Here is a 12,843-nt window from a genome sequence, read left to right as displayed (position 1 = left end):
ATAAGCAGGAAGGTGCCAATCGCGTTATGATGGTAAGCAAACGCCTACCATCATGGGTGACACTACAATGTCTTATCCTATAACACCTAATGAAGATGCGCGCTTGGCAGTTCTCCGCGAGCTTGAGCTGCTTGATACCCCCCACGAGCCAGTCTTTGACCGTGTTACCCGGCTGGTGACGAAGCTGCTCAATGTGCCCATTGCAACGGTATCGTTGATTGACGCTGATCGGCAGTGGTTTAAGTCGAGCGTCGGTGTCGAAACGCGCGAGACGTCGCGAGATGTGGCCTTCTGCGCGCATACCATTATGCAAGCCGTGCCTCTTATCGTCGAAGACGCCACGGCGGACGAACGTTTTGCTAACAACCCGTTCGTGACCGTTCAGGACGGTATTCGCTTTTACGTTGGTTTTCCGCTGCTCTCCTCCCAAGGCCTGCCGCTGGGGGCGCTGTGCGCCATCGACACCAAGCCGCGCAGGCTACAAGAAGATGAGTTTGCGGTTATGCAAGACCTGGCCGCTATCGTGACTGATGAAATTCACCTGCGTGAGCGGCTGATTGTTGAGAAGAAGACCAAGCAGGCATCGCAGCAGGCGCTGAAAGCGTTTCATCAAAGTATGGAAAACCAGATAGAGCGGCGTACTCGGGAGCTCAACCTGGTCATCGAGTCAGCCTACGACGCTTATATTAGCCTGGATACACACGACGTGGTTTTGGATTGGAACCGCGCCGCGGAGATGATGTTTGGTTGGCCACGCAAACAAGCGCAGGCACGGCCGATCACCCAGCTGCTGTTTCCGCAAGGGCTACCCGCCAGCGACGAACAGGCGCCGCTGATCGCCACCGCTCAATGCCGAGACGGTAGTCAACTGCCGGTAGAAATTCGCATAAAATCGTTGCGCATCGATGGCCAACAGCGGCGCAGTTTGTTTATACACGATATTACCGAGCGTCAGCAGTTGGAGCGGCTACGCGACCAGGAAGCCCGAGAAGATGTGTTGACCCAGCTGCCCAACCGGCGCGCCTTGAATGAACGCCTGGCTGAAGCAATGGCACGTGCCCGCCGCTTGCAAAAACACCTGGCCGTGTTGTTTATGGATTTAGACGGGTTTAAAGCGGTTAATGATCAGCACGGCCATACAACCGGCGATGCGCTGCTGCGCGAGATAGCGAAGCGTTTGAAAACGGCCGTTCGCGAAACCGATTATGTTGCCCGCTGGGCGGGGGATGAGTTCGTGGTTCTATTAGAAGGCGTTGCCCCCGACGCTGTTCAGCCGTTGGCTCAGTCCATGGTCGAGGTGACAGAAAAACCGGTCCCAATGGGCGAGATAAGCCTGAGGGTAAGCACCAGCATAGGCGCCGCACTTTATTCACCTACCGCTGGAGAAACGGCTCATGAGCTACTTAAACGCGCTGATGTGGCCATGTACGAAGCTAAACATTCTGGCAAGGGCCAGGTAAGCATGGCGCGCTCTGCCGATAGTGCGGCTCCCGACGCACTCAATCTCAAGGACGAATATGATTAGGACGCTTTTGACCACTCCTGACGGGGCGGTTTACGAAGGTGATGAAGACCTGTTCGCAATGTGGCAAGCCACACCCGATAGCCATATCTGGATCGATATGCAGGGCGAGACTCAGGAGCGCGAGCGGACTATTTTAGAGGCGTTTGAGTTTCATTCGATGGCGATTCAGGACGCACAAAAAGAGCGTCATCCGCCGAAAATAGAAGAGTTTGATAACCACACGCTGATTATTTATCGCGGCATTTCGTCATTCGATGCAACGCTGAACTATCAGCCTCAGCAGCTGTGCTTCTTTATCGGTACAAGGTTTCTGGTGACCCTTCATCCCGGTGAGGCGTTAAGTATTGAGCGCCTGTTCAATGACCATGGCAAAACGCTTTTAGCGCATTCTCCGGAGCACGTGGCGCTGCGGGTGATGTATATATCGGCGGGCTTCTATATCGACAGCCTGCTCGAGTTTGAAACGGAGCTAAGCGATCTTGAGGATGAACTGTTAGAAAACGGTAATGATGTTTTGATGCGCAAGATCATTAGCTATCGTTCTCGATTGGTCAAAATGCGGCGTATCTTTAGTTACCACAAAGGGATCACGCAAGAGCTGACGGCCTACGACTATGAACATCTGCCCCGGGATGAGAGTGAAACCCTGCACGCGATTAACAATGTGGCCGAACGCTTCGAACGGCTCTACACCCTGACCCAAATGTACTACGACATTTGCGGCGACTTGGTCGACGGCTATATTTCCATTTCCTCCCACCAGTTAAACATCACCATGCGCGTGCTCACGGTGATTACCGCGATTTTTGTACCACTGACTTTTATTGCCGGTATCTATGGCATGAATTTCGACAATATGCCTGAACTGCGCTATGAGTACGGCTACTTTTTTGTCTGGGGCGTGATGCTGGGAATCGGTGGGCTATTGATTTGGCTTTTCAGGCGCAAGCATTGGTTTTAGCGCAGCACTAATTTTAGTTTTTAGCGCCAAGTCGCTAGGTTAACCTCCCCCTCTGTTGGCATGTTGAGCTTTTAGGTAAGCGAAAAGTTGACGCATTAACATGTGGTTGGTGGCTGTCTGTGGCATCCTCTGCAGCGACCAAGACTATAAGGCTTCAAGCCGTCACTAGCGTATTACCTGGGAGTACTTCCATGACCATTATGATTATTGGCCTGCTGATTTTTTTAGGCAGCCATTCCGTGCGTATTTTTGCTGAAAACTGGCGTCAGCAGCAGATTGCCAAATTGGGCGAGACCAACTGGAAGATCGCCTATTCGGTGGTGTCGCTGGTTGGTCTAGCCGTTGCGATTTATGGTTACGGGCAGATGCGCCTCGACCCTTTTATGGTTTGGTACCCGCCCATGGGGTTACGCCATGCGGTGGCGCTTTTGATGGTGCCTGCCTTTATCATGTTGGTAGCGGCCTATGTCCCGGGCAACGCCATTAAGGCCAAACTTGGCCACCCAATGATGCTGGCAGTCAAAATTTGGGCGTTTGCTCACCTGCTCGTCAACGGGCGCTTGGGCGATATTATCTTTTTCGCTGCCTTTCTGGTTTGGGCTATCCTGGCCTTTAAAACGGCCAAAAAGCGCGACCGCCTTTCGCCGCCCGCACCGGTTAACACTTCTAAGATGGCGACCATTGCCACGGTATTATTAGGCTTGGTAGCGTATGCGGTTTTCGCGTTCTATCTGCACATGCTATTAATTGGCGTCCCCGTGTTTGGTTAACGCCCAGCGTTGCCGCCACCGCGATGGATGAGGCTTGAGACTCGGTGAGAGTTTGTTATCTTCAACTATAATAGTTAACACATTCCATCAGGGAGTCACGTTATGGCTGAAGCTGCCCACACGTTACCAACGACGATGTCCGCCATGCTATTGACCGGTCATGGTGATATCGAAAAGCTGGAATACCATCAGGATGTACCGACCCCGCAGCCTAAGGCGGGCGAAGTGCTGGTGCAGGTAACTGCCACGGCGAAGAATAACACCGACCGCAAGGCCCGAGAGGGGTTATACCCCACCAAGGATAAAGGCGATGTTACTTCGTTCGCCATGGGTGGCACGCCAACGTTAACTTTTCCGCGTATCCAGGGCGCCGATGTGGCTGGCCGTATCGTGGCGGTCGGTGAGGGCGTTGATGCTGAACGCATTGGCCAACGAGGGCTGCTCGATTTTAATATCTACGCCGATGAGCGCCGCGATATTAACCTAACCCCCGATTACTATGGCCATGGGGCCGATGGAGGGTTTGCTGAGTTTATTGACGTCCCCGCCGATCAATTCCACGCGGTGCCCAACCCAGAGCTGCACGACGCAGAGCTGGCTTCAATGGGGATGTGCTCGTATCAAACCGCTTATCACATGATGACCGCCGCCAACGTCAGTGCTGGCGAGCGCGTGTTGGTGAGCGGCGCCAGCGGCGGCGTTGGCACCGCACTGATTCAGCTGTGCCGCATCGTAGGGGCTATTCCTTATGCGGTCAGCAAGCTAGACAAAGCCGAAGCGCTTAAAGCATTAGGCGCGGAAGCCGTCATCGATCGCGGCGATTTGCCCACGTTTGTTGAGCGTGTTCTGGACACTACCGGCGGCCAGCCGATTGATGCGGTCATGGATTTGGTCGGCGGTGAGATGACCAATCTGTTTATCGATACCATGATTGTCGATATGCAGGGGCGTAAGAACTATCCGCGGCTTTCAATCGCCGGTGCCAGCGGTGGCAACCTCAGCGAAATGATGTGGACCCGCATATACCTCTATCAAGTACAGATTTTTGGCGTTTCCCACGGCACCCGTGAAGAGGCCGAGCAGCTCGTCGCTTGGATTCGCAGCGGGGAGTTAAAGCCAGTGCTCCACGCGGCCTTCAAGCTTTCCGACCTACATGTAGCCGAGCGCTATTTTGTCAATCGGGACAGCAACTTTCTGGGTAAAATTGTCATTGTGCCCGATGCACAGTGGGCCGACCACGGCGCGCCTTTTGCGCTTGAAAACACACCGTCTGGTCAGGAGCGCCGCTAGTGAATAACGTGCATACCATTCAGCTGATGGACACTCATGCCGGTGGCGATGTCAGTCGTATCGTCACGGGGGGCATTGATGTGTTGCCAGGTGCCACCGTGCGCGAGCAGATGGAGTATCTACGCGATGACGCCGACGGGCTGCGTCGCCTGCTGCTTGAAGAGCCCTACGGTCTCCCGGAAATGTCGGTTGATCTGCTGGTGCCGGCGACTCACCCTGAGGCTGTCGCGGGTTATATCATTATGGAAGTCATGGGCTACCCGATTTATTCGGGTTCGAATACCTTATGCACGGCCACCGCCGTGCTGGAGAGAGGCATTGTGCCCAAACAGGAAGGCCTTCAGCGTTTTAAACTGGAAGCGCCCGCTGGGCTAGTACAAATTGAAGCGAGAGTGCACAACGGTGTAGTTGAGTCGGTGACCTGTGGCGGGCTGCCCAGCTATATCGACACCTACCGCGATCAGATTCACGTACCGGGGATCGGTAAGGTCACCTACTCAATCGCCTATAGCGGTGGCTTTTACGCCTTGGTCGATGCCGCTGAGCTGGGCTTTAGGCTGGTGTATGAAGAAGAGCGAGCGTTAGCTGAGTGTGCCTTCAAAATTGTTGAAGCGATTAAAGCCAAGCGTGGTTTTTCCCACTACACCCTGGGCGATGTGGGGCCGCTACCGTTTTTACACTTTATGGGCCCTGAAGAGCCCGTGGGCGAAGGCTATGTGCGCTCACGTTCAACGACCTATGTGCATCCAGGGGTTATTTGCCGTAGCACAACGGGAACCGGTACCTCGGCCCGCTTAGCGTTGATGAACTACGAGGGGCGGCTCAACGTGGGGGATAAGCTGGAAACGGTCTCACTGCGCAATACTGGCTTTATCGGCACCTTTACCGGCATCCATCAAGAAGGCGATTACCAGGTAGTGGAAAATACCATTACCGGGCGCAGCTATGTATTGGCCCACTCCGATATTGTCATTAACTGTATTGATCCAATGGTGTCCTGTGGCGAGTTACACCACATATTGAGTGACCGTCACCATAGCGCTAAACCGGTACCGCTGACACTTGAGACCTAGCTGTCTTTTAGCGACGCTAGCATGTAGAGACTTAGCGTTTAGCAACAAAGCCTTCGGCTTCTAAACGATCCCATACCGGGGCTTTTTCGGCCTCGGTCATCATCCCCCAGCCGGCAATTTCATCTAAGGTACGGCCACAGCCCTGGCAAACCGATGACGACATTTCCATTTGGCAAATTTTGATACACGGCGAGATAGGGCGCCCGTTGGGCGATGGGGAAACGTTCGTCATTACGATAGGCTCTTTAGATAATCTTGGGGGCTAAACGATACGGCGGGCAGTGGGGTAAAGCCACCGGTTACGAGGTGGGTACTTTACCACGCAGCGATTTGGTTTTGCCCTTACGCGTTTTGTGATCGACGCGGCGGCGCTGCGAACCTTTAGTCGGCTTGGTGGCGCGGCGCACCTTTTGCTGTTGGGTGGCACTCTGTATTAGCTCTTTTAAACGCGCCAGCGCATCCTCTTTATTTAATTCAAGCTTACGATGGCTTTGGGCTTTGATAATCACCACGCCTTCTTTACTGATGCGCTGATCCGATAGCGCCATCAAGCGTTCTTTATAACGTGGTGGCAGCGTAGAGCTAAGAATGTCAAAGCGTAAATGCACTGCCGAGGCGACTTTATTTACGTTCTGACCGCCGGCGCCTTGGGCGCGAATCTGGCTGATATCAATCTCCCAATCAGCCAGGGTAACGTTATTAGAAATGGTGAGCATTAATGGCCTCTGTATGACTGATGATCGTATAAGGCTAGCACATTTGGCACACAGGCATTCATTGGCTAATCCGCTGTCAGCTGGCGAGGTTGTTAATTGGCTGGCCATTGATAAAGGCCAGCAGGTTGCGAAAGGCATCGCCGAAGTAGAGCTCGTAGCTATCTTTTTCCACATAGCCGAGGTGTGGTGTCGCAACCAGATTGGGCAACGCCAGCAGCGAGCTTTCGAACACAGGTTCCTGATCAAATACATCCACCGCTGCTTGGCCGGGGCGACCGGCCTGGAGTGCCTGTTCGAGAGTGCCCGGGGCCAATAGCTGAGAGCGGCTCGTGTTGACTAGTAGCGACGTTGGCTTCATCTGGGCGAGCGATTCAGCGCTGACAATACCCCGGGTATCGTCGTTCAGGCGCAGGTGAAGGCTAAGCACATCCGCACGCTGGAACAAATCGGCTTGGCTTTTGGCGACCTCTATTCCGGCACCGGCGGCGCGCTGGCGGGTGCCTTCGCGGCCCCATACCAACACTTTCATTTCAAATGCCTGGCCATAGCGGGCGACTAAGCTGCCAATTTTTCCGTAGCCAAAAATACCCAGCGTGCGGCCTTTTAGGCCTGTGCCTAACGTGCGCTGCCAGCGACCCACTTTGAGGTTTTCGACTTCTGCGGGGATATGGCGCATCGCGGCCAGCACCAAGCCCCAGGTTAATTCGGCGGCGGCATAGGGCGAACCAGTGCCTACCATGACGGTAACCCCTTGACGACGGCAGGCGTACATATCCACATGGGCTGCGCCGCCACCAGTCTGGCTAATGACTTTGAGGTTGGGTAACCGCGCCAATAAGGCCGCGGTGATCGGCGTGCGTTCGCGAACGAGTACTAACGCCTCGGCCTCATGGAAGCGAGCTACCAAGGCATCAAGGTCACTGAGGGTATCGTTGACAACCGTTACATCGTGGTCATTGAGCTGCTGGAAAGCGTCTAAATGGCGCACACAGTCCTGATAATCATCGGCAATCACAATCTTCATCAAGCGAGTTCCTTCTTATACTAGCCGCAGCGCCCAGGGCAGAAGAGGGCGTCATTTGTTTGACTGCTATAGAGTGATATTACCCTGAAAACGATTGAACGAGGAGCTGAGCATGAGTGATTACCTATTAGACGAGACGCCGTTAAGCCCAGGCGTTGTTTACCGGCTGCTGTCGGGCAGTATATGCCCGCGGCCAATCGCGTGGGTCTCTACACAAGACGCGCGTGGGAATGCCAATCTAGCGCCATTTTCATTTTTTAATGTGGCCAGCGTAAATCCACCTGTCCTGGCGTTTTCACCGCTGCTCAATGGTAAGAGCGAACTTAAAGACACGGTGCGTAATTTAAATGAAGTCCCTGAATGCGTGGTGCATGTAGGCAGTGAAGGGTTGATTGAAGCACTCAACGCCACCAGTGCCAGCCTGCCACCGGACGATGATGAGTTTACCCTGGCCGGGCTTGAAAAAGCCGACATGCCCGGTGTTAGCGTGCCGCGGATTGCCAGCGCACCGGTGGCATTTGGGTGCCGACTATACGATATGATCCGTTTTGGTGATCAGCCCTTAGCAGGCACTTTGGTCCTGGCCCAGGTCGTGTCCATCCACATAGATGATGCCCTGTGGGATGGACGCCATGTGGATATGGATTTACTCAAACCCGTTGGGCGCTTAGCGGGCAGCGATTACATTCGCATTAGCGACCGTTTTGCCATTGAGCGGCCTGCTTAATGAGTGCTGAAAGTTATTAGAAATGCGATTTATAGACCCATTGACTCTTTTATGCTGGATAGTAAAAGGTGGGTTACGGAAGAGGTAAGAATCGTTACTTATCAGTTAGCGATAATTAGTCTTTAGTCGTATATTCTCCCGCCAATGGTAATAAATAAAAATTCGGTAATGTGGCGAAGGCGTGAGGGGAAGCAATGCTCGCCTTTGCCCATGTTTTTTACGTGGGGAAGTGATCTAGCTATTAAGGAGCAGATCAATGCGACAATTGGGAACATTTTTTCTAAACGCTAAGCGTTTAATAGCAACACTACTCGCCGGGATGTTAATAGCGCCAGTGGCTCATGCGGCGCTTACCTTTGGCATTGTGGCACCTTCCAGCGGCGGTGCTGCGCCGCTAGGGTTGGGTATGCAAGAAGGGATTGAGACCTACTTTGCCGAGGTCAATGCGGCAGGCGGGGTTAATGGCGAAACGCTGGCCTTGGTAGCACGCGATGATCAGTACCAGCCGCTGCAAGCGGCCAGCAACACGCGGCAACTGATTCAGGAAGATGATGTGCTGGCGGCGATTGGTAACGTGGGCACCCCCACCGCTACCGTGACGATTCCGATCTATAACGAATATAAGACCCTGCTTTACGGCGCCTTTACCGGTGCTGGCGTATTGCGCAAGTCACCGCCTGACCGCTACGTGATCAATTACCGTGCCAGCTATGTGCAAGAAACCGCCGCCATGGTGGAGGGCTTGTTGACCGCTGGAATACAGCCAGAAGAAATCGCTTTCTTTACCCAAAACGATAGCTTTGGCGATGCGGGCTACAACGGGGCCACGCAAGCGTTAACCGCCCATGGGTTTGCCAATACCGCTGAGTTGGCCCATGGGCGTTTTACCCGTGGTACGCGCAATATTCATCAAGGCTTAGCGACCATTCTGGAGGCGCCGGTGACCCCGCGCGCTATTATCATTGTCGGCACTTACGGGCCGGCGGCGGACTTTATTCGTGAAGCGCGCAATGACCTGCCCGATGCGGTGTTTCTAAACGTCTCTTTTGTGGGTAGTCAAGCGCTCATGGACGAACTTGGCGAGCAAGCGGAAGGGGTCATTATTACTCAAGTAGTGCCGCCCCTGAATGCTGACCTACCCGCCGTTGAAGCCTATCGTCAAGCGCTGCAAACGCATGCTGCGGGCAGCCAACCTGATTTCATCTCGCTGGAAGGGTACCTGGCCGCCAAGCTGTTTGTTGAAGGCGTTAAAGCCGCGGGGAGCAATCCTGATCGTGAGGCTATTGTGGATGGATTACTGGGGTTGGGGTCGATCGATATTGGCCTAGAGGAGCCGCTAAGCTTGGGGGCGAATGACCACCAAGCCAGTGACGCCGTATGGCCTACCATTATCACCAATGGCCGTTTTGAGTCGGTAGAGTGGGCGAACCTGGTGCCCTAACGCTGACGATATTTGCAAACCCTGACACAAGTGAAAAACAGATAATGAAAAAAAATTTAAGTATCCGAGCCATGTTGATCGGGCTTTTCTTAGCGGCGGTGCTAGGGGCAGTTGTGCTGGCGGCGACGGGCTGGATTACCAACCAACGATTAATCGACTCGCAGCGTTATATTACCGGTGAGGTGCTGCCACTGGGAGATGCCAGCCGAGGCATGGTGCTGGCCATGGGCGCGTTCGGGCAGCGGCATGCGGATTTGCTCGCCGCAGAAAATGCCCCAGACTTAGCCGGGATTACCGCACAAGCCGAGTTGGACGAGCGCTTTCGCGATGCGCGCCAAGGGCTTCATGGGGTTGATCAAACGGCAGGGTTGAGCGACCTGGATCGTCATTATCAGGCGCTATTAGACGGCGATACAGCGCTGGAAGCGGTGCGCCACGAAGAGCTGAGTTTACAAGCCCAGATGGCCGAACGTCTTGGCGAGATGCAAGGCTTGATTCGCCAAGTAATGCTGAGTGCCGAAGACATTGCCGGACGCGCGGCGTTGGCAAAGGTGCGTAGCGATCAGGCTCAGCGTGAGTTGATGGAAGCCTGGCGCGAAGACGGCATGACCACGCTGCCCACTCAGTTACTGGATAACATGTTTACCGCTCAGGCGGATATTGGCCGCTTGAGCGGCGATGTCCGAATGGCACTGGCACTGTTATCGGATCTGGGCCGCCAGATGATGCAAATGGAAAGCCCTGATGCCCTGGTCAACCTGCGTTATAACCAGATTTCTCAACAGGTTGGCCTTGCCCGACAGTCGCTGGCGGCAATAGCCGATGCGCCCAGCACAGCAGTGGAACAACGCCAGCTTATTGATGAGTTAGGTAGTGTTATTGGGGAACTAGAAGGGCTGATGGTATCCGATGACAGCTCGGTCTATGCGCTGCGCTTGCAGCAACTTGAACTCAGCGCTCAGGTACAGGCGGCATTGAACGACGTCGCCCAAGCCATGCAGCAGATGCGCGTTGCCCTATCTGACGTTGAAGCGTATACCGTTGGGCAAGCTGAAAGCGCTGCAACGCAGGCGGAAACCCTAGCCAATGCCGGACGTTCGCTGCTGATTATTGTCACGCTGGTGGTGATCGCGCTGCTGGCAATCTTTGGGTGGCGCACGATGGTGCGTGTATTGCGGCCGCTGGTCACGATGCGTGAGCAAATGGAAAACATCAGCGGTGCGGGCGGTGAAAATGCCGACCTCTCCAAACGCTTGGAACTCCAGAATAACGATGAAGTAGGCCAAACGGCCCAAGCCTTTAATCGCATGATGGACACCTTCGAGAGCATGGTGGCGCAAATTCGTGAAAGCGCCGAAGCCATTGCTTCGAGCAGCCGCCAAATTGCCGCTGGCAATGAAAACCTCTCCCAGCGCACTGACCAGCAGGCCGCGTCGCTGGCTGAAACGGCCTCTAGCCTTGAGCAGATTACCGCTACCGTGAAGCAAACCGCTGAGTATGCTGACCAGGCGAAAGGGGCGAGCGGCAATGTGGATCAACGCGCGCGAGCGGCGGGTGATGTTTCAATACGCACCACGGCGGCCATGGGCGATATTCGTGAGGCAAGCGAAAAGATCACTTCGATCATTAAAGCGATTGATGATATCGCCTTCCAAACCAACCTCTTGGCGCTAAACGCGTCCGTTGAAGCGGCGCGAGCGGGTGAGCAGGGGCGTGGTTTTGCCGTAGTAGCCCAAGAAGTACGCAAACTCGCCGGCCGCAGCGCCGAAGAAGCGGCTCAGATTCGTCACTTGGTCGATGACAGTGTTAACAAAGTGAGTGAGGGTGAGCAGCTCGTCAATGCCTCTAGTCAGCATCTTCAAGAGATCATAGAGAGTTTGGGGGAGGTGACGCGTTATGTCGTCGAAATTGCCGACGCCACCAATGAGCAATCCGCCGGTATTGATCAGATCAACCAGGCGATTGCGCAGCTGGATCAGGTCACTCACCAGAACGCCCGCCTCGTGCAGGAGGCCACCACCGCCAGCCACACCCTGGATGATCGCGCCGGGAATATGCACTCACTGGTAGGGCGCTTTCGCGTCAGCGACGCGGCAGGGCAGCAGTCTCTCGCCCTTCCTCAGCAGGAGAAAGTGACTCAGTAGTAAGCAATTACTACCTATTGCCGGAAAGCGCTTGCTAGTCTCATCCAACACGCCCCGCGTGTGCTCACAACACTTGATCAATAAGCATAAGATAATCAATAAGCATAAGATAAGAGGAGCACTGAGATGAGCAGCAAGCGCATTTTAATGATCACCGGCGATTTTACCGAAGACTACGAAACCATGGTGCCGTTTCAGGCACTCATGGCGGTTGGCCACCAAGTGGACGCCATCTGCCCGGGAAAAGCCTCTGGCGATACCGTGGCGACGGCGATTCATGATTTTGAAGGCGATCAAACCTATTCTGAAAAGCCTGGGCATCGCTTCGCACTCAATGCCGATTTCGCCAGCACTAATCCCGCCGATTACGATGCCCTGGTCGTGCCCGGAGGGCGTGCGCCGGAGTATCTACGCTTAGATAAAAACGTGCTGGCGATGGTGCAGCATTTTTTCGAGACCAATAAACCCGTGGCAGCGATTTGCCACGGCGCACAGCTATTGGCCGCTGCGAAAGTGCTGGAAGGCAGGCAGTGTTCGGCTTACCCAGCCTGCCAGCCCGAGGTAGAGCTTGCGGGTGGTCACTTTGCTAACCTAGAGGTAACCGATGCGGTAACCGATGGGAACTTGGTCACGGCACCCGCTTGGCCTGCCCACCCCGCGTGGTTGGCGCAATTTATGGCATTGCTGAATAAGTAGTTCGGCTGACGCTGAAAAGATGGCATGCACGCCCCGCACCCATTGGGCGTGCATGCCATTGCCCGCTATGCTAATGGCTCATCTGCTAAAGAATGTCGGGAGGTAATCGCCATGTGCAAACTGTTTATTCAGGCCGACCCTGAGTTATGGCGCAGCGCGACGCACTCGCTACGTATTGATGGCATGGTCACCAGCGTGCGTATGGAAAATTATTTCTGGCATATCCTGGAGGAAATTGCCCAGCGCGATGGCATGAATACCGCCCAGATGATTACCCGGCTTTACCATGAGTCTATCGATGCCGGGCATGATCTGGGTAACTTTACCTCGTTTTTACGCGTCTGCGCGCTGCGTTACCAAGCGCTTCAATTAAGCGGTGAGATTCCAACGCATCAGGAGGTGCCCATCGCCAGCCTGGACGCTGAACACATTTTATCCCGTGAGGCTGGCAACGCTCGCGACCCCTTGCATTAAAA

General features: G+C 54.5%; 13 protein-coding genes. 10 read left to right on the top strand and 3 right to left on the bottom strand.

Features of this window, described 5'->3' with window-relative positions:
- The first annotated feature begins 67 nt into the window (after positions 1-67).
- The 5 genes from HVA01_RS04210 to HVA01_RS04190 all read left to right on the top strand — a co-directional run bounded on the left by HVA01_RS04210 (position 68) and on the right by HVA01_RS04190 (position 5,619).
- Positions 68-1,525, top strand: a complete 1,458-nt coding sequence (locus HVA01_RS04210) for a diguanylate cyclase domain-containing protein (protein ID WP_146873278.1) — start codon at positions 68-70, stop codon at positions 1,523-1,525.
- The gene (locus HVA01_RS04205) at positions 1,518-2,486 is read left to right on the top strand and encodes a magnesium transporter CorA family protein (RefSeq protein WP_146873277.1); all 969 of its coding nucleotides are present in this window, start codon (positions 1,518-1,520) and stop codon (positions 2,484-2,486) included. Before HVA01_RS04210 ends, HVA01_RS04205 begins: the two co-directional genes overlap by 8 nt.
- 191 nt (positions 2,487-2,677) lie before the next feature.
- Entirely contained in the window at positions 2,678-3,256 is a 579-nt protein-coding gene (locus HVA01_RS04200) for an NnrU family protein (protein WP_146873276.1), read from the top strand.
- Positions 3,257-3,358: 102 nt separating this feature from the next.
- On the top strand, positions 3,359-4,546 hold the full coding sequence (locus HVA01_RS04195; protein ID WP_146873275.1) for a zinc-binding dehydrogenase: 1,188 nt from the start codon (positions 3,359-3,361) through the stop codon (positions 4,544-4,546).
- Positions 4,546-5,619 (top strand): proline racemase family protein, encoded by a 1,074-nt coding sequence (locus HVA01_RS04190; protein ID WP_174787757.1) that lies wholly within the window; start codon positions 4,546-4,548, stop codon positions 5,617-5,619. The genes HVA01_RS04195 and HVA01_RS04190 overlap by 1 nt, the downstream gene beginning before the upstream one ends.
- Positions 5,620-5,650: 31 nt before the next feature.
- On the opposite strand, the gene HVA01_RS04185 is transcribed toward HVA01_RS04190, so the two are convergent.
- The 3 genes from HVA01_RS04185 to HVA01_RS04175 all read right to left on the bottom strand — a co-directional run bounded on the left by HVA01_RS04185 (position 5,651) and on the right by HVA01_RS04175 (position 7,359).
- Positions 5,651-5,851: a DUF1289 domain-containing protein gene (locus tag HVA01_RS04185; RefSeq protein ID WP_146873274.1), complete on the bottom strand. Its 201-nt coding sequence runs from the start codon at positions 5,849-5,851 to the stop codon at positions 5,651-5,653.
- A gap of 67 nt (positions 5,852-5,918) precedes the next feature.
- Positions 5,919-6,335 carry an alternative ribosome rescue aminoacyl-tRNA hydrolase ArfB gene (gene arfB, locus HVA01_RS04180; RefSeq protein WP_146873273.1) on the bottom strand — a complete coding sequence of 139 codons (417 nt, stop codon included), beginning with the start codon at positions 6,333-6,335 and terminating at the stop codon, positions 5,919-5,921.
- 76 nt (positions 6,336-6,411) lie between these two features.
- Positions 6,412-7,359: a D-2-hydroxyacid dehydrogenase family protein gene (locus HVA01_RS04175; RefSeq protein WP_146873272.1), complete on the bottom strand. Its 948-nt coding sequence runs from the start codon at positions 7,357-7,359 to the stop codon at positions 6,412-6,414.
- A 112-nt stretch (positions 7,360-7,471) separates the two neighbouring features.
- On the opposite strand from HVA01_RS04175, the gene HVA01_RS04170 reads away from it, so the two are divergent.
- The 5 genes from HVA01_RS04170 to HVA01_RS04150 all read left to right on the top strand — a co-directional run bounded on the left by HVA01_RS04170 (position 7,472) and on the right by HVA01_RS04150 (position 12,841).
- Positions 7,472-8,086 (top strand): flavin reductase family protein, encoded by a 615-nt coding sequence (locus tag HVA01_RS04170; RefSeq protein WP_146873271.1) that lies wholly within the window; start codon positions 7,472-7,474, stop codon positions 8,084-8,086.
- Positions 8,087-8,342: 256 nt separating this feature from the next.
- Positions 8,343-9,527 carry an ABC transporter substrate-binding protein gene (locus HVA01_RS04165; RefSeq protein ID WP_146873270.1) on the top strand — a complete coding sequence of 395 codons (1,185 nt, stop codon included), beginning with the start codon at positions 8,343-8,345 and terminating at the stop codon, positions 9,525-9,527.
- A 44-nt stretch (positions 9,528-9,571) separates the two neighbouring features.
- Positions 9,572-11,671 (top strand): methyl-accepting chemotaxis protein, encoded by a 2,100-nt coding sequence (locus HVA01_RS04160; protein WP_146873269.1) that lies wholly within the window; start codon positions 9,572-9,574, stop codon positions 11,669-11,671.
- 126 nt (positions 11,672-11,797) lie between these two features.
- Entirely contained in the window at positions 11,798-12,367 is a 570-nt protein-coding gene (locus tag HVA01_RS04155; RefSeq protein WP_146873268.1) for a DJ-1/PfpI family protein, read from the top strand.
- A gap of 111 nt (positions 12,368-12,478) precedes the next feature.
- Complete coding sequence (locus HVA01_RS04150; RefSeq protein ID WP_146873366.1) at positions 12,479-12,841, top strand: ribbon-helix-helix domain-containing protein; 363 nt, start codon at positions 12,479-12,481, stop codon at positions 12,839-12,841.
- Positions 12,842-12,843: the final 2 nt, after the last annotated feature.

Source organism: Halovibrio variabilis, assembly GCF_007991175.1.
GTDB classification, from domain to species: Bacteria; Pseudomonadota; Gammaproteobacteria; order Pseudomonadales; family Halomonadaceae; genus Vreelandella; species Vreelandella variabilis.
This window is presented reverse-complemented; position numbering and strand designations above follow the sequence as displayed.